Annotated in this window: 24 protein-coding genes; 11 read left to right on the forward strand and 13 right to left on the reverse strand. The window is 70.1% G+C overall.

The features are described from left to right. Window positions 1-105: 105 nt before the first annotated feature. Genes ACT54X_RS24470 through ACT54X_RS24490 form a run of 5 tightly spaced genes read right to left on the reverse strand, consistent with a single transcriptional unit; the run spans window position 106 to window position 5,944 of the window. On the reverse strand, window positions 106-2,484 hold the full coding sequence (locus ACT54X_RS24470; RefSeq protein WP_294369190.1) for a GspE/PulE family protein: 2,379 nt from the start codon (window positions 2,482-2,484) through the stop codon (window positions 106-108). A gap of 7 nt (window positions 2,485-2,491) precedes the next feature. After that, the gene (locus ACT54X_RS24475) at window positions 2,492-3,304 is read right to left on the reverse strand and encodes a PPK2 family polyphosphate kinase (protein ID WP_234192733.1); all 813 of its coding nucleotides are present in this window, start codon (window positions 3,302-3,304) and stop codon (window positions 2,492-2,494) included. A gap of 24 nt (window positions 3,305-3,328) precedes the next feature. Next, on the reverse strand, window positions 3,329-3,760 hold the full coding sequence (locus ACT54X_RS24480) for an RNA-binding S4 domain-containing protein (RefSeq protein ID WP_114803393.1): 432 nt from the start codon (window positions 3,758-3,760) through the stop codon (window positions 3,329-3,331). A 53-nt stretch (window positions 3,761-3,813) separates the two neighbouring features. Further along, window positions 3,814-5,232 (reverse strand): sensor histidine kinase, encoded by a 1,419-nt coding sequence (locus tag ACT54X_RS24485; protein ID WP_294369182.1) that lies wholly within the window; start codon window positions 5,230-5,232, stop codon window positions 3,814-3,816. A 28-nt stretch (window positions 5,233-5,260) separates the two neighbouring features. Then, window positions 5,261-5,944, reverse strand: coding sequence for a response regulator transcription factor (locus ACT54X_RS24490; RefSeq protein WP_294369179.1), 684 nt, complete (start codon window positions 5,942-5,944; stop codon window positions 5,261-5,263). Between the two features lie 112 nt (window positions 5,945-6,056). Here ACT54X_RS24490 and ACT54X_RS24495 point away from each other — a divergent pair, with 112 nt between their 5' ends. The 3 genes from ACT54X_RS24495 to ACT54X_RS24505 all read left to right on the forward strand — a co-directional run bounded on the left by ACT54X_RS24495 (window position 6,057) and on the right by ACT54X_RS24505 (window position 9,146). Next, window positions 6,057-7,016 (forward strand): Bug family tripartite tricarboxylate transporter substrate binding protein, encoded by a 960-nt coding sequence (locus ACT54X_RS24495; protein ID WP_294369177.1) that lies wholly within the window; start codon window positions 6,057-6,059, stop codon window positions 7,014-7,016. A gap of 70 nt (window positions 7,017-7,086) precedes the next feature. Further along, window positions 7,087-7,629, forward strand: coding sequence for a tripartite tricarboxylate transporter TctB family protein (locus tag ACT54X_RS24500; RefSeq protein WP_294369175.1), 543 nt, complete (start codon window positions 7,087-7,089; stop codon window positions 7,627-7,629). Window positions 7,630-7,631: 2 nt separating this feature from the next. Next, window positions 7,632-9,146 (forward strand): tripartite tricarboxylate transporter permease, encoded by a 1,515-nt coding sequence (locus ACT54X_RS24505; RefSeq protein ID WP_294369171.1) that lies wholly within the window; start codon window positions 7,632-7,634, stop codon window positions 9,144-9,146. A gap of 76 nt (window positions 9,147-9,222) precedes the next feature. On the opposite strand, the gene ACT54X_RS24510 is transcribed toward ACT54X_RS24505, so the two are convergent. Further along, window positions 9,223-9,453 (reverse strand): hypothetical protein, encoded by a 231-nt coding sequence (locus ACT54X_RS24510; protein WP_294369169.1) that lies wholly within the window; start codon window positions 9,451-9,453, stop codon window positions 9,223-9,225. A gap of 280 nt (window positions 9,454-9,733) precedes the next feature. Between ACT54X_RS24510 and clpS the strand changes: the two genes are divergently transcribed. The 6 genes from clpS to ACT54X_RS24540 all read left to right on the forward strand — a co-directional run bounded on the left by clpS (window position 9,734) and on the right by ACT54X_RS24540 (window position 17,892). Next, window positions 9,734-10,099 (forward strand): ATP-dependent Clp protease adapter ClpS, encoded by a 366-nt coding sequence (gene clpS, locus ACT54X_RS24515; protein WP_043113328.1) that lies wholly within the window; start codon window positions 9,734-9,736, stop codon window positions 10,097-10,099. Window positions 10,100-10,159: 60 nt separating this feature from the next. Further along, window positions 10,160-12,481 (forward strand): ATP-dependent Clp protease ATP-binding subunit ClpA, encoded by a 2,322-nt coding sequence (clpA, locus tag ACT54X_RS24520; RefSeq protein WP_017762185.1) that lies wholly within the window; start codon window positions 10,160-10,162, stop codon window positions 12,479-12,481. 124 nt (window positions 12,482-12,605) lie between these two features. Next, window positions 12,606-14,057 carry a cardiolipin synthase gene (gene cls, locus ACT54X_RS24525; RefSeq protein ID WP_294369164.1) on the forward strand — a complete coding sequence of 484 codons (1,452 nt, stop codon included), beginning with the start codon at window positions 12,606-12,608 and terminating at the stop codon, window positions 14,055-14,057. Window positions 14,058-14,100: 43 nt separating this feature from the next. After that, on the forward strand, window positions 14,101-15,546 hold the full coding sequence (sbcB, locus tag ACT54X_RS24530) for an exodeoxyribonuclease I (RefSeq protein ID WP_294369163.1): 1,446 nt from the start codon (window positions 14,101-14,103) through the stop codon (window positions 15,544-15,546). Window positions 15,547-15,676: 130 nt separating this feature from the next. Then, entirely contained in the window at window positions 15,677-16,729 is a 1,053-nt protein-coding gene (locus tag ACT54X_RS24535; RefSeq protein ID WP_294369161.1) for a GGDEF domain-containing protein, read from the forward strand. A gap of 53 nt (window positions 16,730-16,782) precedes the next feature. Further along, window positions 16,783-17,892: a GGDEF domain-containing protein gene (locus ACT54X_RS24540; protein ID WP_294369158.1), complete on the forward strand. Its 1,110-nt coding sequence runs from the start codon at window positions 16,783-16,785 to the stop codon at window positions 17,890-17,892. 99 nt (window positions 17,893-17,991) lie between these two features. Here ACT54X_RS24540 and ACT54X_RS24545 read toward each other — a convergent pair whose 3' ends face one another. The 4 genes from ACT54X_RS24545 to ACT54X_RS24560 are packed head-to-tail and all read right to left on the reverse strand — an operon-like array spanning window position 17,992 to window position 20,581. Then, complete coding sequence (locus ACT54X_RS24545) at window positions 17,992-18,825, reverse strand: alpha/beta hydrolase (RefSeq protein WP_476349139.1); 834 nt, start codon at window positions 18,823-18,825, stop codon at window positions 17,992-17,994. Continuing rightward, window positions 18,822-19,682, reverse strand: a complete 861-nt coding sequence (locus ACT54X_RS24550; RefSeq protein ID WP_476349140.1) for a sterol desaturase family protein — start codon at window positions 19,680-19,682, stop codon at window positions 18,822-18,824. The genes ACT54X_RS24545 and ACT54X_RS24550 overlap by 4 nt, the downstream gene beginning before the upstream one ends. A 16-nt stretch (window positions 19,683-19,698) precedes the next feature. Beyond that, window positions 19,699-20,010, reverse strand: coding sequence for an EF-hand domain-containing protein (locus ACT54X_RS24555; RefSeq protein WP_294369151.1), 312 nt, complete (start codon window positions 20,008-20,010; stop codon window positions 19,699-19,701). A gap of 25 nt (window positions 20,011-20,035) precedes the next feature. After that, the gene (locus ACT54X_RS24560; protein ID WP_476349143.1) at window positions 20,036-20,581 is read right to left on the reverse strand and encodes a hypothetical protein; all 546 of its coding nucleotides are present in this window, start codon (window positions 20,579-20,581) and stop codon (window positions 20,036-20,038) included. Between the two features lie 250 nt (window positions 20,582-20,831). On the opposite strand from ACT54X_RS24560, the gene ompR reads away from it, so the two are divergent. Further along, window positions 20,832-21,560, forward strand: a complete 729-nt coding sequence (gene ompR / locus ACT54X_RS24565; protein ID WP_354322340.1) for an osmolarity response regulator transcription factor OmpR — start codon at window positions 20,832-20,834, stop codon at window positions 21,558-21,560. Continuing rightward, window positions 21,557-22,924: an ATP-binding protein gene (locus ACT54X_RS24570; protein WP_476349146.1), complete on the forward strand. Its 1,368-nt coding sequence runs from the start codon at window positions 21,557-21,559 to the stop codon at window positions 22,922-22,924. The genes ompR and ACT54X_RS24570 overlap by 4 nt, the downstream gene beginning before the upstream one ends. A 67-nt stretch (window positions 22,925-22,991) precedes the next feature. Here ACT54X_RS24570 and pbpC read toward each other — a convergent pair whose 3' ends face one another. The 3 genes from pbpC to vapB are packed head-to-tail and all read right to left on the reverse strand — an operon-like array spanning window position 22,992 to window position 25,859. After that, window positions 22,992-25,205 (reverse strand): penicillin-binding protein 1C, encoded by a 2,214-nt coding sequence (pbpC, locus tag ACT54X_RS24575; protein ID WP_476349148.1) that lies wholly within the window; start codon window positions 25,203-25,205, stop codon window positions 22,992-22,994. Then, a complete protein-coding gene (locus tag ACT54X_RS24580) occupies window positions 25,202-25,597 on the reverse strand; it encodes a PIN domain-containing protein (RefSeq protein ID WP_476349150.1) in 396 nt (131 codons plus the stop codon). Before ACT54X_RS24580 ends, pbpC begins: the two co-directional genes overlap by 4 nt. 16 nt (window positions 25,598-25,613) lie before the next feature. Continuing rightward, window positions 25,614-25,859 (reverse strand): type II toxin-antitoxin system VapB family antitoxin, encoded by a 246-nt coding sequence (gene vapB / locus ACT54X_RS24585; protein ID WP_294369139.1) that lies wholly within the window; start codon window positions 25,857-25,859, stop codon window positions 25,614-25,616. Window positions 25,860-25,887: the final 28 nt, after the last annotated feature.

Raw genomic sequence — 25,887 nt, forward strand, 5'->3', positions numbered from 1 at the left:
GTCTCCCAGCCGTGGGAGCGCAGATGCGCCAGCAGCATCGGCACCATCTGCCGCAGCTTCGCCGCCACCGCACTGCCGACCTGCGCCCTTGGCGGCGGCCTCGACTCAGCTGTTGCTGGTCGCCCTGACTTCCTCGATGGTCGTTTGTCCCGAAAGCACTTTCTCGATGCCGTCCTGGCGAAGTGTGCGCATGTCCTGTCGCACGGCCGTGGCAAGCAGCGCCTCCACGCGAGCACCGCCCTGGATCAGCTCCCGCAGTTCGCGAGAGATCACCATCAATTCATGCAGCCCCACGCGGCCCTTGAAGCCGGTCTTTTCGCAGACCGGACAGCCGGGACTGTGGTGGAACTGGAGTTGGCCCTCGATGCCGTAGCGAGTGCGCCAGCGGGCAAGCAAGGCCTCGCGATCCTCCACGTCTTGCGCAGCGCCATAGGCGTGGAGGTAATCGTGAACCAGTTCGTCGATTTCCGCGGGGGAAGCAGGCCTGCTGGTTCGACAGGATGGGCAGAGGCGCCGGACCAGACGCTGCGCCAGCACGGCCAACAGCGAATCGGCAAAGTTGAAGGGGTCCATGCCCATGTCGAGCAGACGCGTCACCGTCTCCGGGGCGCTGTTGGTGTGCAGGGTGGACAGCACCAAGTGCCCCGTGAGCGAAGCCTCGATCGATACCCGGGCCGTTTCTTCGTCGCGGATTTCCCCGACCATGATCACGTCGGGATCTGCTCGAAGAAAGGCGCGCAGCGCCCGTGCAAAAGTCCAATCGATGCGTGCGTTCACCTGCACTTGGCGAAGACCCGTCTGGGTGATTTCGATCGGGTCCTCGGCCGTCCAGATCTTGCGCTCGGGCGTGTTGATGTGGCTGAGCGCCGAGTGCAGCGTCGTGGTCTTGCCCGAGCCTGTCGGACCCACGCACAGCACCATGCCGTAAGGACGTTCGATGGCCGCGCGCAGACGCTGGTAGTTGCCGTCGGTCAGCCCCAGCTTGTCGAGCGGCAGTGGCTTGGCCGAAGCCAGGATCCGCATCACCACGTCTTCGAGGCCATTGTTGGTCGGGATCGTCGCGACACGCAGTTCGAGCCGGTGCTTGGGCGAAAAGCGCGCGAAGTTGATCTTGCCGTCCTGCGGCTTGCGTCGCTCGCTGATGTCCAGGTCGGCCATGATCTTGATGCGGGCGATCACGGCATTGCGGTAGTTGTGCGGCAACTCCAGGTAGGTCCGCAGAAGACCGTCCTTGCGGAAGCGGATGCGGATCTTCTCCTTGCCGGGATAGCTCTCGACGTGGATGTCGGACACCCCGCCGGTGAAGGCCTCCAGGATCATGCGGTTGATCATCCGCACGAGCGAGTTGTCGGACTGCTCGATCGGCCGGTCATCGTCCGATTCGAGGCCCGTCTGGTTCTCCTTTTCCAGCGATTCCAGCAGGCTGCTGGTGTCGGTGGTCTCGAACTCCATCGCCTGTGCCTGGGAGGGCGTCGGCTTCGCCTCCGAGGCCGCGCCGATCTTGTCGTAGGCGGCGAACACGCAGGCCTCGAAGTCCTCGCATTGGCCGAGCACCGGCGCGATCTTCATCTGGGCGATGAACTCCGCCTCGTCCAAGGCGCCGTGGCGGTTGGCGGGGTCGTCCATCGCCACGACCAGACGGCCATCCGCGACGATCAGTGGGAGCAGTTGCAGGCGCCGCGCCACGGCGTGGCTCAGGCGGGTCAGCGCATCGGGCTCGGACTCGAAAGCCTGAAGATCCACAACCGGATACCCCATCTTGCGGGTGAGCGCGACCTTGAGGTCGGCGGCCGACACGGCTCCCATCCGCACCAGGAGTTCGCCCAGCGGCAGGCCGTTGTCCATCTGCCGCTGCGCCGCGAGGGCTTCGTTGAGCTGCTCCTCGTTGATCATGCCCAGCGATATGAGCGCTTCCCCGATACGCACGATCGGGGCGCTGGCCTGGCGCTGCAGCGCCTGAAGCAGTTCACTGCGCCGGGTGGCCACCTGGGACAGCGTGCCGCCCGCAGCGGCGGCGTCCGTCTCGATGCGCTCATAGGCGGCATGGGGCACGAAGAGCCGCCGGACGCGGCCTTCCTCGTCGCCCGGGAAAAGGAACACACCGAATGGCGTCTGCACATGGCCGGCGCTGCGACCGCCCAGTTCGCCGCCATCGCCTTTCCACACGATGCGGTAATCGGCCCACTCGACCGGGGTGTCGTCCAGAGGACGCAGCGGATCCAGCAGCAGCAGTGACCGGAACTGGTCGAAGCGCAGTGGCACAGGCGCACGTGTGCGCAGCAGATGGATGTGGACCAGCTGCGCGGAGGGCGAGAACAGGTTCATCACCCCTTCGCCGTGGCGGCCTGCCAGATTGCTGATCTCGCAGCGGACGGTGCTGGTGTTGGGAACGCGGAAATGGCCTTGGGGCGGCAGAGGCCACGCGAAGGTGTCGGGCGCGACGGCGTCGGCAGTAGGGGAGACGGGGAGAGCGGGATTCGACATGACCGAGTCACTGGACCTTCAAGCCGGCATAGGCCGGGTTGGCAGGCGCAAGGCTGATTTTCATGTCCCGCAGCACCTTGATGAGCAGCCGGGCAATCATCAGATTGCGATGGTTCTTGTGGTTGGCGGGCACGATGTACCAGGGGGCGTGCGCGGTGGAGGTGGCGGCGATCGCGTGTTCGTAGGCCTGCTGGTAGGCGTCCCACTTCTGGCGTGCGGCCAGGTCGCCCATGCTGAATTTCCAGTGCTTGCTCGGATCGTCCAGTCGGGCCTGGAGGCGTTTGCGCTGCTCCTCCTTGTCGATGTGCAGCATGCACTTGACCAGGACGGTGCCGGTCTCGGCCAGCAGTCGCTCGAAGTCATTGATCTGGGCATAGCGCCGGCGCAATTCGGCCTTGCCGATCCAGCCCTCGACCCAGGGGACGAGCACGTCTTCGTAGTGGCTGCGGTTCCACACGGCGATTTCGCCGGCCCGTGGCACGACCGCATGGCAGCGCCACAGGAAGTCGCGCGCGCGTTCCTCATCCGTGGGTGCCTTGAAGGCGGCGACGCGAACGCCCAGTGGAGAGGTGCGCGAGAACACCCAGCGGATGGTGCCGTCCTTTCCGCTCGTGTCCGTGCCCTGCAGCACCAGCAGCAGCTTGCGCCGCCCTTCCGCATGAAGCAGGTTCTGCCAGTGGTCGAGTTCGTCGGCGAGCAGCTCCAGCGACTCGCGCTGGTGATGTTCCTCGGCTGGCAGGAAGGGCGTTTCTCCAGGATCGATGTCGGCCAGACGGAAGGGGGCGTCGGGCTTGACGCGATAGTGCTTGAGCCGGGTCATCCGCCGAGCCTAACGCATGACCTGTCAGCGCCCCGCGCCGTCGTCGTCGACCGAGGCGCTCCAGCGATCCCCCCAGCCCACCTCGCGGGCGGTGTCGAGGTGGCGCCGGTCCCGTTTGGTGGGGCGGCCCTGCACGATCGCATGGGCGGGCTCGCGGGCCAGGCGTCGCTCTTCCCGTGCGGCCGACAGAGCGGCGATGCTTTCTGCTGTTTCTTCGTAGAGCAACTGCGCCACCGGCGCCGGCCCGCGTTGCATCGACAGTCCCCGCACCCGCACCGTGCGCGTGTCCGGCCCCTGGCGCAGCTGCACGAGGTCGCCCGCCCGAACTTCGCGCGCCGGCTTGACCACATCGCCGTTGACCTGCACGCGGTGGCGGTCGACCTCTTCTGCGGCGAGCGAACGGGTCTTGTAGAAGCGAGCGGCCCACAGCCACTTGTCAATGCGCATGCGCTCCATGAATGTCGGAAGAATGAGAGGAGTTTCAAGCAAACAGCGCCTGGCTGGTGCTGTCAATCGGACGTGGCCGGATTCGCGGTGGGCAGCCGCACCCGCGCATCCAGCCCGACGACGCGGCCGTCCGCATCCAGGCGATTGTCCAGGTGGATGCTCCCGCCCAGAGTGAGCACGATCTCGCGGCAGATGGCCAGGCCGAGCCCCGAGCCGCGTGCCGTGTCGCCGGCCGCGAAGGGGGCGAAGAGCCGCTGCCGGAGTTCGGGCGCAATGCCGGGCCCCGCATCGCGCACGCACAGGTTGACAGCGCCCATGCCATCTGGAGAGACCTGCACGGTGAGCATGCCGCCGAGAGGGCTGTGGCGGATCGCGTTGTGGAGCAAGTTGCGGCTGAGTTCGAGCAGCATCCAGGCATGGGCGTCAACCTTGGCCGGGACCACGTCCAGCTCGAAGTCCAGGGCCTTGTCCGCGATCAGCGGCGAGACGTCCAGCGCCACCTGCCGCACCATCTCGGCCAGGTTCAGTTGCTGCAGTTCCGGCCGTTGGCGCAACTGCTCGATCTTGGCCAGGGCGAGCATCTGGTTGGCCAGCTGGGTGGCACGGTCGACGGTGGCATCGATTTCGCGCAGCGCCTGCGCCGCGGGCACGTCGCCCCGGCGCGCGGATTGCACCTGGGCCTTGAGCACGGCCAGCGGCGTGCGCAGCTGGTGGGCGGCATCGCGCACGAAGCGCTTCTGGTGATCGAGCAGGCCGCGCAGACGCGCCATCACCGCCGTGGTGGCATCCACCAGCGGACGCAGCTCGCGGGGCGCATCGGGTGCGTCGATGGGCGAGAGGTCGTCGGGCGCCCGCTCGGCGATGGCCTCGCCCAACCGCCGCACGGGGCGCGTGGCCTGCTGGACGACAAAGACGGTCACGCTGGCCACCACCGCAACCAGCAGCAGCTGCCGCCACAGCATGTCCACGAGCAGGCGGCGCGCCAGCGCCTCGCGCAGCTCCAGCGTCTCTGCCACCTGGACGACGGCCATGCCCAGGCCGCGTGCACTGGCCACCGGCTGCAGCAGCACGGCCATGCGCACCGGCTGGCCGCGGAATTCCGAGTCGTAGAAGTCCACGAGGGCGGCATAGGGCGGCTTGGCCGGGAGCGTGCCGCGCCAGAGAGGCAGCTCGGCGAAGCCCGAGATCATCTCGCCGTGGGTCGTGGAGACGCGGTAGTACATGCGGCTCTGCGCATCGGCCTCGAAGGCCTCGAGTGCCGAGTAGGGCACGGTGGAGCGCAACGAGGCCAGTTCGTCGTAGCCCTCGACGTCGAGCTGTTCGCCGATGGTCTTGGCCGAGGCGAGCAGCGTGCGGTCGTAGGCCGTGGTTGCCGCCGCCAGCGCCTGCCGGTAGACGCTCACGCTGTTGATGAGGATGAACAGCACGACCGGCGCCAGCAGGCCCAGCAGCAGCCGGAAACGCAACGAGCGCGACCTCATGCGGGTGGCGCAGGGCGGTCAAGCACCATCAGCGGGTCTGCTCTTCGCGCAGCAGGTAGCCCAGCCCGCGCAGGGTCATGAGCGTGCAGCCCGTGCCCGCGAGCTTCTTGCGCAGCCGGTACGCCACCACTTCGATGGCCTCGTACTGCACCTGGGTCTCGCCGGGAAAGACCAGTTCGAACAGCCGCTCCTTGGTCACCGCATTGCCCGGGCGGGCGGCCAGTGCGCGCAGCAAGGCGGCTTCGCGGGGGGTGAGTTCCAGGGCCTCGCCACGCAGGTAGAAGGCGCCGCTGGCCGGCTCCAGGCGCAGTGCGCCGATCTCCACCGGCGCGGCGGCGACGGCCGGATCGGCGGGCGAGCGCCGCCGCAAGGCGCGCAGGCGCGCTTCCAGCTCATCGAGGTCGAAAGGCTTGGGCAGGTAATCGTCGGCGCCGGCGTTCAGGCCCAGGATGCGGTCACCCACGGTGCCGCGGGCGGTGAGCATTAGCACGGGGGTGCGCAGGCCGCTGGCCCGTGCACGGGTGAGCACTTCCAGGCCATCCATGCCGGGCAGGCTGAGGTCCAGCGCCACCACGTCGGGCTCGATCGCCTGCCATTGGGCGAGCGCCTCGGCACCATCGTCGCAGACGCGGACATCGATCTGCCGGCGCCCCAGCGTGCGTTGCAGGGTGGACTGCATGGAGGGATCGTCTTCGACCAGCAGCAGCTTCATGAGGCTCCGGAGGCTCGGTGTTTACCCCGAGTGGCGCGACAGCCAACTGACAGCGGGGCCGCGCATCATAAGCCGCACCAAAACATCCATCGGAAGCAAGAAGGAGACCCCCATGCGCAGAGACGAGTTCCTCAAATCCCTGGCGGCACTGGCCGCCGTGGGCGCCTTGCCGCTGTCCGCCCAGGCGGCCACCAACATCAAGATGATGATCCCCGCCAATCCGGGCGGCGGCTGGGACACCACAGGCCGCGCTTTGGGCAAGGCCATGATCGACGCCAAGGCGGCCGACACGGTAAGCTACGACAACAAGGGCGGCGCCGCCGGCGCGCTGGGCCTGGCCCAGTTCGTCAACGGCTCCAAGGGCGATGGCAACGCGCTCATGGTGATGGGCGCCGTGATGCTGGGCGGCATCATCACCGGCAAGCCGCCGGTCAACCTGTCGCAGGCCACGCCCATCGCCCGCATCACCAGCGAATACAACGTGTTCGTGCTGCCGGCCAACTCGCCCTTCAAGACCATGGCCGACGTCGTCGCCCAGCTCAAGAAGGACCCGGGCAGCGTCAAGTGGGGCGGCGGCTCGCGCGGCTCCACCGAGCACATCGCCGCGGCCATGATCGCGCAGAAGGTGGGTGTCGATCCGTCCAAGATCAACTACGTCGCCTTCCGTGGGGGCGGTGAGGCCACGGCGGCCATCCTCGGCGGCAACGTGACCATCGGCGGCAGTGGCTACAGCGAGTTCGCGCCCTACATCGCCGACGGCAAGATGAAGCCGATCGCCGTCACCTCGGCGCAGCGGCTGCAGAGCGTCAACGTGCCCACGCTCAAGGAGTTGGGCATCGACGTCGAGATCGGCAACTGGCGCGGCGTGTACGGCGCGCCCGGCATCTCCGAAGAGCAGCGCAAGGCGCTGACCGAGCGCGTGCTGACGGCCGTCAAGAGCGCCTCGTGGGCCGAAGCCCTCAAGAAGAACGACTGGACGCCTGCCGTGCTCACCGGCCCGGCCTTCGACAAGTTCGTGGACGACGAATTCGCCAGCCTGCGCGCCATCATGACGCGCTCCGGCATGGTCTGAACGCACTTCCTCAGCGCCCCGCGCCGCCGCACTGCTCTCGGTGCCGCGGCGCGGCCGCATGGAGACCCGCATGACTGCTTCTTCCCCTTCCTCGCCGGGCGCGCCAGTGCGCGCCAACATGATGCAGACCCTGGTGGGCCTGGGCGTCGTGTTCGTCGGCCTGGCCATGGCCTTCGGCGCCATCGGCATTTCTTCCGAAGCCGGCTACGGCGGCGTCGGTCCCAACTTCCTGCCCTGGCTGGTCTCCGTCGGCCTGACCATCTGCGGCGCCTGGATCACCTGGGAAGCGCGCACCGGCGGCTTCCGGGCGATGGACGAGGCCGACGGTCCGGCCGAGCCGGCCAACTGGCCCGGCTTTGTCTGGCTGTCGGCCGGTCTTCTGCTCAACGCCGCGCTGATCGAGCACCTGGGCTTCATCCTCAGCTGCGGCCTGTGCTACCTGCTCGCGGTGCAGGGCCTGCGCCGCGCCAGCGGCCAGCCGGCGGCTGGCAAGCCGCGCACCTGGGCCATCGATCTGGTCACCGGGCTCGTCATCGCGGCACCCGTGTACTGGATGTTCACGCAATTCCTGGCGATCAACCTGCCGGGCCTCACCACCACGGGCTGGATCTGACCATGGACATCTTTGGCGCCCTGCTGCAGGGCTTCGCGCAGGCCATCACGGTCAGCAATCTGTTGTGGTGCCTGGTGGGCTGCGCCCTGGGCACGGCCGTGGGCGTTCTGCCCGGTATCGGCCCTGCCGTGGCGGTGGCCATGCTGCTGCCCATCACCGGCAAAGTCGACGTGACGGCCTCGATGATCTTCTTCGCCGGCATCTACTACGGCGCGATGTACGGCGGCTCGACCACGTCGATCCTGCTGAACACGCCGGGCGAGACGGCCAGCATGGTCACCGCCATGGAGGGCAACAAGATGGCCAAGAGCGGCCGTGCCGGCGCGGCACTGGCCACCTCCGCCATCGGCTCTTTCGTCGCCGGCACCATCGCCACCATCGTGGTCACGCTGTTCGCGCCCTATGTGGCCGAGTTCGCCGTCAAGCTCGGTCCCCCCGAGTACTTCATGCTGATGCTGCTGGCCTTCACCACGGTGAGCGCTGTGCTGGGCAAGAGCACGCTTCGGGGCATGACGGCGTTGCTGATCGGCCTGGCGGTCGGCTGCATCGGGCTGGATCAGATCTCGGGCCAGGGCCGCTACACCGGCGGCATCCCCGAGCTGCTGGATGGCATCGAGATCGTGCTGGTGGCCGTGGGCCTGTTCGCGGTGGCCGAGGTCATCTACGCCGTGCTGTACGAAGGCCGGGTGGTCGAGACGCAGAACACCATGAGCCGGGTGCACATGAGCGCGCGCGACTGGAAGCGCTCGATCCCCGCCTGGCTGCGCGGCACCGCCATCGGCGCGCCCTTCGGCTGCATCCCGGCCGGCGGCACCGAGATCCCGACCTTCCTGAGCTATGCCGCCGAGAAGAAGCTGACCAAGAATCCCGAGGACAAGGCCGAGTTCGGCACCACCGGCGCCATCGAAGGCGTGGCCGGCCCGGAGGCCGCCAACAACGCCACGGTGACGGCGGCACTGATCCCGCTGCTCACGCTGGGCATCCCCACGTCGAACACCACGGCCATCCTGCTGGGCGCCTTCCAGAACTACGGCATCCAGCCCGGGCCCCAGCTGTTCTCGACCTCGGCCGCCCTGGTGTGGGCGCTGATCGCCTCGCTCTACATTGGCAACATCATGCTGCTGGTGCTGAACCTGCCGATGGTGGGCCTGTGGGTGAAGCTGCTGAAGATCCCGAAGCCGCAGCTCTATGCCGGCATCCTGATCTTCGCGACCGTGGGTGCCTACGGCATGCGTCAGAGTTCCTTCGACCTGGTTCTGCTCTATGCCATCGGCGTGATCGGCGTGCTGATGCGCCGTTTCGACTTCCCGACGGCCCCGGTGGTGGTCGGCATGATCCTGGGCCCGCTGGCCGAGGCCCAACTGCGCAACGCCATGTCGATCGGCGAGGGCAGTGCGGTGATCTTCCTGCAACGGCCCATGTCGGTGGCGCTGATCATGGTCGTGCTGGCCGTGCTGGTGCTGCCGCGCCTGGCCAAGCGGCTGTCGGCCCGCAAGCTGCGGATGCAGACGGCCTGACACGCCGGCCCCGGCATCCTGGGCCCGCCACCGGGATCGGTGGCGGGCTTTTTTGTGGGCGCCCGCTCAAGGGCGGTCACGACAGCGGATCCACCTCCACCCACCCCTCGATGCCTTCCAGCGTGCACACCTTCTGCGTGTCCAGGCGCACCCCTTCGTAGCGGTGCCAGAACACCGGACGGCCGTGGAGGGTGTGCGTGACGAGCAAGGCGCCATCCGGTGAGTTCTCGATGCGAAAGCCGTCGAAAGGCAGGCGCTGGTCGGTCACCAGAGCGTCGGCCCAGGGAAGGATGGCGTGTGAGGTCATGGCGGGCTCCAGTGGCGCGTGTCGAGGCTTTGGCGGTGGCTTGCGTCATTCCGGTTCGGCGCCTCCGTTGGTTGGGGCGCCGGCCCATTGTTGGGCGGCACGTGGTGGTCTGCCCGGGCCGCGCCGGGAAGCCGGGAGGCGCGCCCCGGCATCACGTTTTCTCCCGGATCGCCTGCTTGGCGGTCCGCAAGCAGGGCGCGGCGGCACCTTTTTTGCGAGCAGGCCCCCTGCGGCGCGCTTGAATTCCGCCCCCACGCCACGAGTTTCAGTGCTCTATAGAATGAATTTCATGGCCACGAAAAATCCCTCGGCACCCCCTCCGGCGCCGGTTCGCCCCCAGAGGGACGACGGTGGCTCCGTGGTGGCAGAGCGGCGTCCGCAGCGGACGGCGCCCCCCCGGATGTACCAGGTCGTCATGCTCAACGACGACTACACCCCGATGGAATTCGTGGTGGTCGTCCTGCAGGAGTTCTTCAACAAGGACCGCGAGACGGCCACCCAGATCATGCTGAAGATTCATCTCGACGGCCGGGGCGTGTGCGGGGTCTACCCGCGCGATGTCGCGGCCACCAAGGTCAATCAAGTGATGGAAGCCGCCGTCCAGGCGGGCCACCCGCTCCAGTGCGTCAGTGAACCGGTTGAATAAACCGCGATCCGACCCATCTGAAGTCTTCAGAAGTATTCACAGCAAGGCAAAGGAAATCACATGATTGCCCAGGAACTGGAAGTCAGCCTGCACATGGCCTTCGTCGAGGCCAGGCAGCAACGCCATGAGTTCATCACCGTCGAGCACCTGCTGCTCGCCTTGCTGGACAACCCGAGCGCCGCCGAAGTGCTGCGAGCCTGCTCGGCCAACATCGACGACCTTCGTTCGTCGCTGACCAATTTCATCAAGGACAACACGCCCCAGGTCGCCGGCACCGACGATGTGGACACCCAGCCCACGCTGGGCTTCCAGCGCGTGATCCAGCGCGCCATCATGCACGTGCAGTCCACGGGCAATGGCAAGAAGGAAGTGACCGGCGCCAACGTGCTGGTCGCCATCTTCGGCGAGAAGGATTCGCACGCCGTCTACTACCTGCACCAGCAGGGCGTGACGCGGCTGGACGTCGTCAACTTCATCGCCCACGGCATCAAGAAGAGCGACCCGCCCGAGCAGCCCAAGAGTGGTGGCGAAGCGCCTTCCAGCGAAGGCGAAGAGGGCGGCGCCGAGAAGAACGAGAAGGCCTCGCCGCTGGAGCAGTTCACCGTCAACCTCAACGCCCAGGCCAAGGACGGCAAGATCGATCCGCTGATCGGCCGCGAATACGAGGTCGAGCGCGTCATCCAGATCCTGTGCCGCCGGCGCAAGAACAACCCGCTGCTGGTGGGCGAGGCGGGCGTGGGCAAGACGGCCATCGCCGAGGGCCTGGCCTGGCGCATCACGCAAGGTGATGTGCCCGAGATCCTGGCCGACTCGCAGGTCTATTCGCTCGACATGGGCGCGCTGCTGGCCGGCACCAAGTACCGCGGCGATTTCGAGCAGCGCCTGAAGGGCGTGCTCAAGTCGCTGAAGGAAAAGCCCAACGCGGTGCTGTTCATCGACGAGATCCACACGCTGATCGGCGCGGGCGCCGCCTCGGGCGGCACGCTGGACGCGTCCAACCTGCTCAAGCCGGCGCTGTCCAGCGGCCAGCTCAAGTGCATCGGCGCGACCACCTTCACCGAGTACCGCGGCATCTTCGAGAAGGACGCGGCCCTGTCCCGGCGTTTCCAGAAGGTGGACGTGGTCGAGCCGACCGTGGCCGAGACGGTGGAGATCCTCAAGGGCCTCAAGAGCCGCTTCGAGGAGCACCACAGCGTCAAGTACGCCACCGCGGCCCTGCAGGCAGCGGCGGAGCTGTCGGCCAAGTACATCAACGACCGGCACCTGCCCGACAAGGCCATCGACGTGATCGACGAGGCCGGCGCGGCCCAGCGCATCCTGGCGGCCAGCAAGCGCAAGAAGACCATCGGCAAGGCCGAGGTCGAGGAGATCGTCGCCAAGATCGCCCGGATTCCCCCGGCGAACGTCAGCAACGACGACCGCAGCAAGCTGCAGACCATCGAGCGCGACCTCAAGAGCGTGGTGTTCGGCCAGGACAAGGCGCTGGAGGTGCTCGCTTCCGCCGTCAAGATGTCCCGCTCGGGCCTGGGCAAGGGCGACAAGCCCATCGGCTCCTTCCTGTTCAGCGGCCCCACCGGCGTCGGCAAGACCGAGGCGGCCAAGCAACTGGCCTACATCCTGGGCATCGAGCTGATCCGCTTCGACATGTCGGAGTACATGGAGCGCCATGCGGTGTCGCGCCTGATCGGTGCGCCTCCGGGCTACGTGGGCTTCGACCAGGGCGGCCTGCTGACCGAAGCCGTCACCAAGAAGCCGCATGCGGTGCTGCTGCTCGACGAGATCGAGAAGGCGCATCCGGACATCTTCAACGTGCTGCTGCAGGTGATGGACCATGGCACGCTGACGGACAACAACGGACGCAAGGCCGACTTCCGCAACATCATCATCATCATGACGACGAACGCGGGCGCCGAGACCATGAACAAGGCCACCATTGGGTTCACCAACCCGCGGCAGGCCGGCGACGAGATGGCCGACATCAAACGCCTGTTCACGCCCGAGTTCCGCAACCGCCTGGACGCCATCGTCAACTTCAAGCCGCTGGACGAGCAGATCATCCTGCGCGTGGTCGACAAGTTCCTGCTCCAGCTGGAGACGCAACTGGCCGAGAAGAAGGTCGAAGTCTCCTTCAGCGACAAGCTGCGCAAGCACCTGGCCAAGAAGGGCTTCGATCCGCTCATGGGCGCCCGCCCGATGCAGCGCCTGATCCAGGACACCATCCGCCGGGCGCTGGCCGACGAACTGCTGTTCGGCCGCCTGACCGACGGTGGTCGCCTCGAGGTCGACCTCGACGACAAGGACGAGGTGCAGCTGGACATCACGCCGCTGCCCAAGAAGGAAGGCAAGTCCAAGCCCGAGGCCGAGGAAGCCGCCGCCGGCTGATCGACCACGCCAGCAAGGCGTCCGCCCCCACGGGCGGTGCCACACAAGGCCGGTAGCATCGCGCTCCCGGCCTTTTTTCTTGGCCGCTTCCCGCTGCATGGCCGGGAGCGTGCCGAGCCCCTGGATGACCCTGCCCGAGTTCCACCTCAGTCCCGCCTGGACCACCGGCCTGTCGCTCGCCTGGAGCGCCTACATCGCCGTGCTCTCGGTGTGGATCGTGATGCAGAAGCGCGCACCGGTTTCCACGATGAGCTGGATCCTGTCGCTGGCGCTGCTGCCCTACCTGGGCTTCTTCGTCTATTACTTCCTGGGGCCGCAGCGGCTGGCCAAGCAGCGGCTCAAGCGCTTGCGCAGCCGGGTGATGGCGCAGGCGCCCGCCGACATGGCGCTGCTGCGCGAAGCGGCCGAGGACGCGCCGCCCGCGCTGCACCAGCTGGCCACGCTCGGCCTGGCCGCCTGCGGCTTGCCGGTGTCCAGCGCCCGTTCGGTGCAATTGCTCTCGGGCGGCGCGGCGACGTTCGACGCCATCTTCGAAACCATCCGCGGCGCGCAGGACCACGTCCACCTCGAGTACTACATCTTCGAGCCCGACCGCATCGGCACCGCGCTGCGCGACCTGCTGATCGAGCGGGCCCGCGCCGGCGTGCAGGTGCGCCTGCTGATCGACGCGCTGGGCGCCAAGCGGGTGGGGCGGCGCTTCCTGGCGCCGCTGCGCGAGGCGGGCGCTCAGGTCGTGTTCTTCCACGACACGCGCATCGGCCGCCGCCTGCGGCCGGTGACCAACTACCGCACCCACCGCAAGATCGTGGTCTGCGATGGGGTCGTGGGCTTCACCGGCGGCGTGAACATCACGGACGAGGAAGACCGGCGCACCCGCCCCGACGCCTACCACGACGTCCATCTGCGCATCGAGGGCAGCGCCGTGCGCTGGCTGCAGACCACCTTCCTGGAGGACTGGGTCTATGCCACCGGCGAGCCCTTGCACGGCATCGGCAGCCTGATGGCGCGGCTCATGCCGCCCGTGGAGGCCGGCCCGGTGGCGGTGCAGATCGTCACCAGCGGCCCCGACACGCCCTTGGAGGCCATCCACCGCATGCATGTGGAGGCCATCCACGCCGCCACCGAGCGGGCCTGGCTCACCACGCCGTATTTCGTGCCGAGCGAGCCGGCGCTGATGGCGTTGACCAACGCGGCCCTGCGCGGCGTGGACGTGCGGGTGCTGGTGCCGCGGCGCAGCGATTCGCTGGTGGTGAGCGCGGCCGCCCGCTCCTACTACGACGAGCTGCTGGCCGCCGGCGTGAAGGTGTGGGAGTACAAGGCCCGCATGCTGCATTCCAAGACGCTGGTGGTGGACGACCACTGCGCCATGATCGGCACGGCCAACTTCGACAACCGCAGCTTCCTGCTCAACTTCGAGGTGATGGCAGTGGTCTATGGCCCCGCGCTGGCCGGGCCGCTCGTGGCGCAGTTCGAGACCGACCTGCAGAGTGCCTCGCCCGTGCGCACGCACCGCCACCGCAGCTTCTGGCTGCGGCTGGGCGAGGCCGTCGCGCGGCTCTTCTCGCCCTTGCTGTGAACCTGCTGGCCGACAATGGCCGGCTGCTTTCCGACCCCGACCCATGGCCGACGCTTCCCACACCTTCCTCTGGCACGACTACGAAACCTTCGGCGCCAACCCGCGCCGCGACCGGCCTTCGCAATTCGCGGCCGTGCGCACCGACGCCGAGCTCAATGAGGTGGGCGAGCCGATCATGCTGTACTGCCAGCCGGCGCCCGACTTCCTGCCCAGCCCCACGGCCTGCCTGCTGACCGGCATCACGCCCCAGCACTGCCTGGCCGAAGGCGTGCCCGAGCACGAATTCGCCGCCCGGATCGAGGCGGCCTTCTCCCAGCCACGCACCATCGGCGTGGGCTACAACACCATCCGCTTCGACGACGAGGTCACGCGTTTCATGTTCTGGCGCAACCTGATCGACCCGTATGCCCGCGAATGGCAGAACGAATGCGGCCGCTGGGACCTGTTGGACGTGGTGCGTCTGACCTACGCCCTGCGCCCCGAGGGCATCGAATGGCCGAAGCATCCCGACGGCAAGCCCAGCTTCAAGCTGGAGGACCTGACCCGCGCCAACGGCCTGGTGCATGAGGCGGCGCACGATGCGCTGTCGGACGTGCGCGCCACCATCGCCATGGCCCGGTTGATCCGCCAGAAGCAGCCGCGCCTCTTCGACTTCGCGCTCGCGCTGCGACGCAAGGAGCGTGTGGCGCAGGAGCTGGGCCTGCCGGCCTCGCCGCAGACGGCGCGGCCCTTCGTGCATGTCTCCGGCATGTTCGGCACCGAGCGCGGCTGTCTGGCCCTGATGTGGCCGCTGGCCAGCCATCCCACCAACCGCAACGAACTGCTGGCCTGGGACCTGTCGCACGACCCGGCCGAACTGGCCGATCTGGACCTGGAGACGATGCGGCTGCGCCTGTTCACCCGCAGCGCCGATCTTCCCGAGGGCGTGGCGCGGCTGCCCATCAAGTCGATCCACCTCAACAAGTCGCCCATGGTGGTGGGCAATCCCAAGATGGTGGAGATGGCCGCCGGCCGCTGGGGCATCGACCTGGCGCAGGCCGAGCGCCATGCCGTCACCGCCGCCGGCCTGCCTGATCTGAGCGAGCGCTGGCGCGAGCTCTTCGATCGGCCTCGCGGCCCGGCGCTGGATGTGGATGAAGACCTGTATGGCGGCTTCATCGGCCCGGCCGACCGCCGGCGCCTCAACCAGTTGCGCGCGCTGCCGCCCCAGGAGTTGGCCCTGGCGCGCGCTGGTTTCGACGATGCGCGGCTGGCCGAGCTCGTGCTGCGCTACCGGGCGCGCAACTTCCCGGCCACGTTGAGCCTGGAAGAAGCCGCCCAGTGGGAGGCGCTGCGCACCGCGCGCCTGGTGGAGGGCGAGGACGGCTGGTTGAACGTGGACCGCTATTTCGCTGAGATCGACGCGCTTGCCGAGAACGCCGACGAGCGTGCAGAGGCGCTGCTGGGCGAGCTCTACGACTACGCCGAGGCGGTTGTTCCCCAAGGATGAAACACCCTGGGGAAGCTGGCTGACACAGCGCGCCCCCGTTCCTGTCTAACTTGCGTCCGGCCATGCTGGAAACAAAGTTTTGACAATCAATGGTTCACATTCCCGGGGGGAGCGCTCGCTGGCGCACGCCTTGGCTGCACGCAGCCAGACCGGCGCGGCCGCGCAAAAGGCGCGCCGCCTGGACGACGACGTGGTGCTGCATCTGCGCAAGCCGGCCCGCGTGCTGGCCTGTGCCGCCGCTTTCGCCTGGCTCGTGTCGCTCTGGGTCTCCTGGCCTGTGCTGTCCGCCTTTGCGCTGCCCCTGTTCTGCTGGACCTTCGTGCAGGCGGTGGGGCTGGCGCTGTGCATGGGCGCGCGCGACGCCGCCGGACATGACAGTGGCGTGGGGCTGATGACCGTGGCGATGGCCGCCGGCTGCCGCTTCCAGCTCGACGTGCTGGGCGGCGGCGAACTCTGGGTGCTTCCGCTGTGCCTGATGCTGTCGCTGGTGCTGGGCCTGGTGCAGGTCCGCCTGCGCAGCTATGTGCTGTGCAGCCTGACGGTCTGGCTGGTGCTGCTGCCGGGCGCGGCCTTCGCCCCGTGGCCCGCGGGCCAGGCACTGCGTGGGGTACTGGTGGTGGGCGGCTTCACGTTGGCGCTGCTGCTCCACCGGGGCGTGGCGCTGGCGCGGCGTCGGCGCGTGGCGGCCGCCGCCTCGCTGGCCGTCCTGGCCTACCAGGACGCCCTGACCGGCGTGGCCAATCGCCGCGGGTTCCTGGAGGTGGCCATGGAGAAGCTACAGGCGTCCGGGCCGCAGGGCCTCATCGCGCTCGACGTGGACGACTTCAAGCGCATCAACGACCGCCATGGCCACGAGGTGGGTGACCGACTCCTGCATGCCGTGGGCCGGCTGCTGCAACGCCTGCCCGGCGAGGCGCTCGCGGGCCGCACCGGCGGCGAGGAGTTCTGCGTGCTGGTGCCCGCGGCCTCGCCAGCGGCGCTGCTGGCCTTTGCCGGCGGTGTGCTGGAGGCGGCGCGGCGCGTGTCGGCCCAGGGGGTGGGTCTCACGCTGAGCGCCGGCGCGGCGCTTGTGCAGCCCGGCGAGGCCCTCGAGCAGGCCATGCGCCGTGCCGACACGGCCCTGGGCGATGCCAAGCGGACGGGCAAGAACCGCGTGGTTCTGGCGCCCGAGGCGGCGGGGTGATGCCGCTGCGGATGCTGCTGTACCGGCGGGCGCGCCGCCTCTGGCGTTGGTTGGTGCCTTCGGTTCCCGCCGCGCAGGCCCAGGCGCTGCGGCGCGCGCTGCGCCAGGAGGTGCGTTCGCTCGCCCTGGCCTGCGAGGCGACGGGCGTGCTGATCTGGCTGATGACGCTGATGGTCTCCGTGCCGGGTGGCGGCGCGCATCTGTCCGCCGAGCTCCTCTGCACCGCCGCGGCGGGCCTGGGCATGCTGCTGTCGCTGCGGCCCCGGCCGGCCTGGCTGCTGAGCCTGGGTGGGCTGATGGTCACGGTGTCGTTGGCCATCGCCTTCCGGTTGAACCTGGAAGGCAGTGCGGCCCAGGCCTTCTGGACGCTGCCGCTGCTGATGCTCTTCGGCATGTGCCTGGCGCTGTGCCATGTGCGGCTGCGCGACTTCCTGGCCGGCATCGGGGCGGTGGGCCTGGTCTTCGTCGATGGCGCACTGATGCGCAGCGTCGCGCCGGCCCAGCGGCCGGTGCTGGCCTTCTTCGCGGCGGGCGCTCTGGCGCTGTGCCTGCTGGCCCACCTGGCGTTGTCGCGCGAGCGGCGCAGCGGCCATGTGCTGCAACTGCGGCTGGCGGCGCTGGCCTATGAGGACGCGCTCACCGGCCTGCCCAACCGGCGCGCCTTCCTCGAGCGGACCCAGGCGGCGCTGGCCGCCATGCCGGCGGGCGCGTTCAACGTCGTGCTGCTGGACGTGGACGACTTCAAGCGCATCAACGAGCGCCTGGGCCACGAGGGTGGCGACCGGGCATTGCGCGCGGTGGCGCAGGCGCTGCGTCGCGCCAGTGCGCCGCACCTGTGCGCCCGCCTGGGTGGCGAGGAGTTCTGCATCTGGATCGAGGACGCCTCGGCATCGCCGGCCGACGTGGCAGCGGCCTGCGTGTCGGCAGTGCATCACTTGCGCGTGGGCGGGCTGCGCCTGTCGGTGAGCGCCGGCGTGGCCACCGTCGAGCCGGATGTGCCCTTGCACCGCGCATTGGCCCTGGCCGACGAGGCGCTCTACCAGGCCAAGGCGCGGGGCAAGGACACGCTGGCGGTGGCGCCGCCTTCCGGCCGGATGCCGTTGATCCCTGCCGCGCCCGAACGGCGGACCTGGCGGCCCTGGCGCGCCATGCGGCGCCCCTGAACGGCGCCGCAGCCACCGGGATAGGGCAGCGCCGCCGCTTCAGCCCCCGGCCCGGTGCCTCTCCTGCCGACTCCGCGCCGGCGCCGGTCAACGGTGGGCTCAGCGCACCGGGGCGGCCAATCCTTCGATGAACCGGTCGACCGCCTGCGTGTAGCCGCCCGGCGTTCCGAGGTGCGCATTGATCTCGCCGTGCGACAGCGGCTGGGGCAGCACAGTGGCCTGGCCACCTCCTGTGCGCACCAGGGAGGCGAACCGGGCGCTCTGGCCGCACGAGTCGTCGCGACGTTCGCTGGCGCACACCAGCAGCATCGGCAGGCTGCCAGGGGCCAGACGTGCCGTGGGCGACACGGCGCGCCAGAGGGCCGGGTCGGCGCCGAAGGCCCGGTCGTAGAAGCGCAGATGCCGGCGTTGCATCAGCCCTTCGGTGTCCAGGGCCGCACTGTCGAGCACCACCGTGCCGCGCCAGCGGCGGGCGCGCTGCGCGGTTGCGAGTGATGGGTCGGCGCTCAGCAGCGCCACGAGGTGGGCACCGGCCGAGTGGCCCATCAGCACCAGCCGGTCCGCGTCCGCGTGCCAGCCCGGCGCCAGCCGCTGCACTTCGGCGAGCGCATGGGCCACGTCATGGGCCTGTGCGCGCACATCCACCTGCGGCACCAGCCGGTAGCCCACCGAGACGAAGACGAAGCCGCGCTCGCGCACCCAGTGGGCCACCTTGGCGTCCACCACGTTCGGCGCATCGGGCCGGCCGAACATCCAGGCACCGCCATGCACCATCACCAGGATCGGGGCACCGTGTGGCTGCGCGGGCAGGTAGACGTCCAGCCGCTGGGCGGGATCGGGGCCGTAGGCCAGCTGCCGGTCGGGGGCGGCATGGGCCAGGGCGGCGGTCAGCAGCAGGGCGATGGCGGGCAGCCAGCGTCGGATCGGGGTCATGGCTGGGCTCCAGGTGGGCCGAAGAGGATGCGCACCCGCTGCTTCAGGCCGCGGGCCTGGCGCAGGTCCTGCGCCAGCCGCGCCCATTCGTGGAAGGCGATGCGCAGCGGATTGTGGGTGTGCAGCGGCGTGGTCAGGCCGTAGCGGGGCGGCAGGTCTGCGCGCAGGTCGACGAAGGTGCCGAACAGCCGGTCGAAGACGATCAGCACGCCGCCGTAGTTGCAGTCCAGGTATTCCGGGTTGGAGGCGTGGTGCACCTTGTGATGGGTGGGCGTGTTCAGCACCCATTCCAGCGGCCCCAGGCGCGGCAGCCAGGGCGCGTGCAGCCAGAACTGGTAGAGCAGGTTGGCGGCCAGCGTCCCCATCACCGCCGTGTGCGAGAAGCCCAGCCACACCAGCGGGGTGAAGAACAGCGCCGTGCCGGTGAGCTTGCCCGTCCATCCCAGGCGCAGCGCCGCAGCCAGCGTCAACTCGTTGGGCGAATGGTGCACCGCATGCGTGGCCCAGAACCAGCGCACGCGATGGGCGGCGCGGTGATAGGCGTAGTAGCACAGCTCCTGCCCCAGGAAGAGCAGCGCAAAGGCCGTGGGGGTTGAGAGCGGCAGCGTGGTCAGCCGGTGCGTCCAGGCCAGCGCCAGCAGCGGCGCGGCGATGGACAGGCCCAGCGCATCCACGGCCCGGCGGCCTGCCGTGTCGGCCAGCGACGCCGCGTAGGCCCGCCAGTCGTAGGGCTGGCGGCGCACGAAGGTCTGTACCAGCCCTTCGGCCGTGGCCGCGACGAGCACCAGGCCCAGCAGGGCCAGCAGCCAGGGCAGGGCCTCCGGGCCCAGGGCGTGGCGAAGTAGGTCGGCCTGCATGGTGCGTGCGACGGCTTCAGGGGGCGCCCGCGCCGCGCTTGCCGCGCTGGCTGGCCAGGTGGGCCTCGATCTGCGCGAGGGTGATGCTGCCGGCATGCGTGCGGTCGATGGCGTCGAAGGCGCGGTAGACGCGCGGCATGCCGGCCTTGGCCTCGTCGCGGCTCAGGCGTCCGTCGCCGTTGGTGTCGGCGGCGGTGAAGCGCTGCGTCAACTCGCTGCGCAGGGCTTCTCGGCGCGAGGCGTCGGGCAGCGCGCTCTGGGCGTGTGCGGCGCCCACGACCAGGCAGGCCAGGGCGGTGGCGAGGCGGCGGGAATTCTGAGGGGTCATGGGAGCTCCTTCGGCGTGGCCGGCCTCAGCGGCAGGCGATGGTGGCACCGCTGGCGTCGAAGCAGGTGGCGCTGTGCGTGAGCCCGGTGCCGCTGCTGTACTGGGTGCTGCGCTGCACGCTGTTGCCGGTGGTGGCCTGGGTGGCGCTGCTGCTGCGGCTGGCCTCCACGGTGCCGTCGGCGCTGCGGGTGGCATTGCCGGTGGACTGCAGGCTGCCTCGGGCGTTGCTGGCCGACAGCGTGCCCTGATGCTGGGCGGAGCCGTCGGCATGCACCTGCGTCCTGCCAGCCCGCTGGGCCAGGCCGCCGGCGGGCCCATGCAGGCGGCTGGCGCTGCCGGCCACCACGTTGCCCCGGCCATCGGTCGCCACGCCGCGTGCAGCGCCGAAGCGGCCGCCCTCCGGCCCCTGGCGGCCCGCGAGCCGGGTGGCCGTGGTGCCGCCCGCGGCGTTGGGCCGCACGACGCGGCGGCCCTCGGCATGGGCCGCGGGGACCGCCGCCAGCAGGCTGGATGCGACCAGCAGGGCCGCGAGCGTCGGGGTGTGCGGCCGATGGGGCCGGACGGTGTTCATGGCAGGCATCCTTTCGGTGAGTGGATGCCGCCACTGTCGGGCCGGGTTGTCACGCACTCGTCACGGCGCAGCCCCCGCTCATGACCAGCCATGACGGGCGTCCAGGCCTGTCATCGTTTGTCATGATTTCGGGGGGCCGCCGGGACGCCAGCGCTGTCTACGATGCCGCCATGTCCCTGTTGCCGTGCCCGTTGCTTCCTGCCCTGCCGCCGTCCCGCGTCGCGGCGCGCCCTGCGCCGGTCGCCGTCTCATGACCGAGCCGCTTGCCCGCATCCTGGTGGCCGACGACGAGGCCGACCTGCGTGCGCTGCTGCAGCGCTACCTGGGCGACCAGGGCTACGCCGTGCGCACCGTCGAAGGCGCGGCCGCCCTGGACCGCCTGCTCGCGCGCGAGCGCTTCGACGTGCTGGTGCTCGACGTCATGATGCCGGGCGAGGACGGCCTGTCCGTCTGCCGCCGCCTGCGTGCGCAGGGCGAGACCATCCCCATCCTGATGCTCACGGCGCGGGGTGATCCGGTCGACCGCATCGTCGGCCTGGAGATGGGCGCCGACGACTACCTGCCCAAGCCCTTCAACCCGCGCGAACTGCTGGCCCGCATCCAGGCCATGGTGCGGCGCCAGCGCATGCTGGGCGCCCACACCGGCCCGGCACCCGACGAGGGCGAGTTGCGCTTCGGGGCCGACTTCGTGCTCGACCTCGGCCGCCGCCGCCTCAGCCGCGCGGGCCAGGATCTGCCGATGACCACGGGCGAGTTCACGCTGCTGGCCGCCTTCTGCCGCCACCCGGGACGCCCGCTCGGCCGCGACCGCCTCATCGAGCTGGCGCGCGGCCGCGAGCACGAGGCCACCGACCGCAGCATCGACGTGCAGGTGATGCGGCTGCGCAAGCTGATCGAGGCCGACCCGGCGCAGCCGCGCTTCATCCAGACCGTGTGGGGCGTGGGCTACGTCTTCGTACCGGATGGGGAGGCCCGATGAGCGCTCGCACCGCGGGCGACACCGAGGCAGGCGCGGTCGATGCCCGGGCCGCCATCGCGCGCTGGCCGCGCAGCCTGCTCGGGCGCCATGCCTTGCTGATCGTGCTGCTGATCCTGATCGGCCAGATCGGCAGCGCGCTGCTTCTGCGCGAGATGGTGCTCAAGCCGCGGCTCGCCCAGGCGGCCGATGGCGTGGCCACCAACCTGCTGGCCGTGCGCGCCGGGCTGGCCAGCCTGCCGCCCGCCCAGCGCGCGGCGTTCGTGACGGCCTTCAACCGCCGTCCGGATGGCGGAAACGTGGCCAGCGACGCGGACGCGTCCCCGCGGCTCACGGCCCTGGAACGGCGCTTCATCCGCCGGGTGTCGCAGCGCTTGGGCGAGGCCGGCATGCAGGCCCTGTGGCGCCGCGCAGGCGACGGTGGCCTGGCCCTGCGGGTGGCGCTGGACGGCGATGCCCACTGGCTGGTGCTGCCCGGCGTGCTGCCCGCGCGGGAGTTCACCGGGGCCTGGCTGGCCGTGAGCGCGGGCAGCGGCCTGCTGGCGCTGGCGGGTGCGCTGTGGCTGCAGCGTCGGCTCGATCGGCCGCTGTCCCGTCTGGTGCAGGCAGCGGGCAGCCTGGGCGCCGGCCGCAGGCCGCCGCCGCTGCCGGAGGACGGGCCCAGCGAGATCGCCACCGTCAGCCGCAGCTTCAACCGCATGGCCGACAGCCTGGCCCGCCAGGAGCGCGAGCGGGCGCTGATGCTGGCGGGCATCTCCCATGACCTGCGCACGCCCCTGACCAAGCTGCGCCTGGCCGTGGAGATCGTCGGCGACGCAGCCGACCCCGCCACCCGTGCCAGCATGGTGCGCAGCGTGGAGGAGATGGACGGCATCGTGGGCCAGTTCCTCGACTACGCGCGCGCCGCCGACGAGCCCGGCCTGCGCGAGCCGGTGGACCTGAATGCCCTGTGCGCCCGCGTGTGCGCCGACTTCGCCGACCACGGACAGCCCGTGCAGTGGCAGCCGGCCCGTTCCCTGCCGGCCGTCAGCGGCCGGCCGGCTGCCCTGCGGCGCATGCTGGCGAATCTGCTGGAGAACGCCCATCGGCACGGCGCACCGCCGGTGCTGCTGCGCACCTGCGCGCAAGGCGGCCGGGTGTGGCTGGAAGTGATCGACCATGGGCCGGGCATCGACCCCGCCCAGGCCGACTGGCTGCGCCAGCCTTTCCACCGTGCGGGCGATGCGCGCGCCGGTGGCTCGAGCGCCGGTCTGGGCCTGGCGATCGTGGAGCGCATCGCGGGCGAGCACGGCGGCGAGCTGGCGCTGCTGCCGGCAGAGCGCGGCGGGCTGTGTGCACGCGTGATGCTGCCGCGTGCCGAGCCCTGACGGCGGCGACTCCGGCGCCAGACACCGCGGCTCGCGACGGGACGCCCGCCGATGCGGCGGCCCTGCCTCAGCGACGCGGCGGCGGTCCCACCACGCCCGCACCGCGGACCTCGATGCGGATGCCGTCCAGCACCTGGCCGCGCGCATCGGCCAACTCCAGCCGGTGGCGGCCGGGCCAGGGTAGCCAGTCGGCCGCCGTGCCGCGCGCCAGCGTGCGGCCATCCAGCCGCCACTGCACGTCGTTCGGCGCGCCGTCGGCGACCAGGCGCACGCGCTGGTGGCGCGGCGGGATGTCCGGGTCCAGCGCGAGGATGGTGCCGTCGGCCGGGGCCGTGATGCGCGCTGTGCGGCTGGCCGCACCGTCGGTCGCACCGGCGCGGATGGCCGAGGGCGTGAACAGCGCCTGCTGCGTACCGGACAGGAACCATTCGCTGCGGGCGGCTTCGAGCGGCGTACCGCGCTCACTGCCGTCCGCGGCGGCGTAGCGCACGGCCTGCTGCACCACGCCCGGCGGCGGCGCGGGCGCGCGGCTGGGCTCGCGCTGGTGCAGCTGGCGCATCAGCTCGGCCCAGACCGGCGCCGCGCCGCTGGTGCCGCTCACGTCCCACATCGGCGAGCCGTCGGCATTGCCCACCCACACGCCCACGGTGTAGCGCTGCGACCAGCCGATGGCCCAGTTGTCGCGCATGTCCTTGCTGGTGCCGGTCTTTACCGCCGTCCAGAAGCGGGTGGCCAGCAGGCTGTCGGGGCCGAAGGTGCGTACGCGCGCGTTCGGGTCCGACAGGATGTCGCCCACGATGAAGGCGGCGCCGGCATCGAGCACCGGCCTGGGCGGCTCGGCCGCGGCCTCGGGCAGCAGGCGCGTGGGCGTGTAGCGCCCGCCATTGGCCAGCATGCGGTAGGCATTGGTCAGCGCCAGCAGGTTGACTTCGGCACTGCCCAGGGCCAGGCTGTAGCCGTAATAGTCCCCGCTCTCGCGCAGCGCGAGGCCGGTGGCCTGCAGGCGGCGCGCGAAGGCATCGGGCGAGACCATCACCAGCGTGCGCACCGCCGGCACGTTGAGCGAGGCGGCCAATGCGGTGCGGGCCGAGACCAGGCCCTTGAAATGCCGGTCGTAGTTCTGCGGGATGTACAGGCCGCCCGGCGTGGCGATCTGCGCGGGCGAATCCTCCAGCAACGAGGCGGCCGTCAGACGCCGCTCGGCAATCGCCTGCGCATAGAGCAGTGGCTTGAGCGTGGAGCCCGGCTGGCGCGGCGCCAGCACGGCATCGACCTCGGCCGCGCGGCTGTGCGCGCCCGAGGAGCCCACCCAGGCGAGCACCGCACCGCTGGCGTTGTCCAGCACCACGGCGGCGCCGTCCTGCACGTTGCGGCCGCGCAGTTCGCGCATCTGGCGGTCCAGCGCTTCGACGGCGGCGCGCTGCAGCGGCGCGCGCAGCGTGGTGCGCAGCGTCGGCGCATCGCCGCTGCGCTGGCGCAGCGCCTGGCGGGCGAAGTGCGGCGCGATGCCTTCGCTGGCGTCGAAGGCGCGGCGCTGCAGCGCGGCCTGGGTGAAGAAGGCCAGGGATTCGCAGTCCGGCGCCGGTGCCGGTTGCATGGCGCGCAGCACCTCGCAGGCGCGGCGCGCCACCTGCGCGGCCGAGGCGTTGGGCGCGCGCACCAGGGCCGCGGCGATGGCGCCTTCGCGCGTATCCAGGCCATGCGGGGCCTTGGCGAAGAGCGTGCGCGAGAGGGCGTCGATGCCCACCAGCTCGCCGCGGAAGGGCACAAGGTTGAGGTAGGCCTCCAGGATCTGGTCCTTGCGCCATTCACGCTCCAGCTGGGCAGCGCCGAAGACCTGCTCCACCTTCTGGCCCAGGCTGCGGCCGCTGGCGCCGCGGCGCAGGTCCTCGTCGAGCAGGCCGGCCAGCTGCATGGTCAGCGTGGAGGCGCCACGGGTGCGCGTGTTCCAGAGGTTGCCCCAGGCGGCGGCCGAGACGGCACGCCAGTCGACGCCGCTGTGTTCGTAGAAGCGCTGGTCCTCGCTGTAGATCAGCGCATGGCGCAGCGCGGGCGAGATGTCCGCCAGGCTGATCCACTGGCCGCGCCGCACGGTGGCATCGGTGCGCACCCGCTGCACCAGCGCGCCGCCCTGGTCCAGCACCTGCACGTCGGAGGGCCGGAAGTCGCGGCGGACGTCGTCGAAGCGGGGCAGGGCGAGGGCGGCGGCGGGCAGCAAGGTCAGCACGAGCACCAGAAGGCCTGTGCGACGTCGGGCACTGCCTGGCTTCACCGACTTCATGGCGCAAGGGTCCAGTTCTCGACCGCCAGGCCCGGATAGCCCATGAAGTCGGCCTCGTTGTTGGTCACCAGCGTCAGGCCCAGGCTGCGCGCATGGGCGGCGATCAGGCGGTCCAGCGCGTTGCGTCGGCGCTCTGGCACGGCAGCACGCAGTTCGCCGTAGGACGCCGCGGCGCGGTCTTCGAAGTGCAGCACGGGAATGCGTTCGGCCAGCAGGCCCAGCACTCGCTCGTCATGGGTGCGCAGGGCCGGCTGCATCTCCAGGCCCGCGCGCAGTTCGGCGAAGGTGATGGCGGACATGACCACGTCGCCCACCCGCTGGGTCCGCATGCGCCGCAGCACCTCGACGGGCTGGCCTTTGATGAGGTAGATGCAGATGTTGGTGTCGAGCATGTAGCGCACGGGCCGCTCACCCCTTCCCGCCCCACGGCCGGTCCTGCTCGGGGGCTTCTTCTCGGCCCCCCGCCATGTAGCCGGGGCTGAACTGGGCCAGCACGTCGCCCAGGTCCGCCAGGGTGGCCTGCTGGACAGGGCGCAGCATCAGGGCATCGCCCACGCGCTCGATCTCCACCTCCTGCACGTCGTCGGCAAAGGCCAACTCGCGCGGAATGCGAACAGCCAGCGAATTGCCGCTCTTGAAGATGCGCGTCTGCATGGCCCGCCTCCGGATGGTTGATGTATAT

The organism is Pseudacidovorax sp. DMC4 (assembly GCF_056314265.1).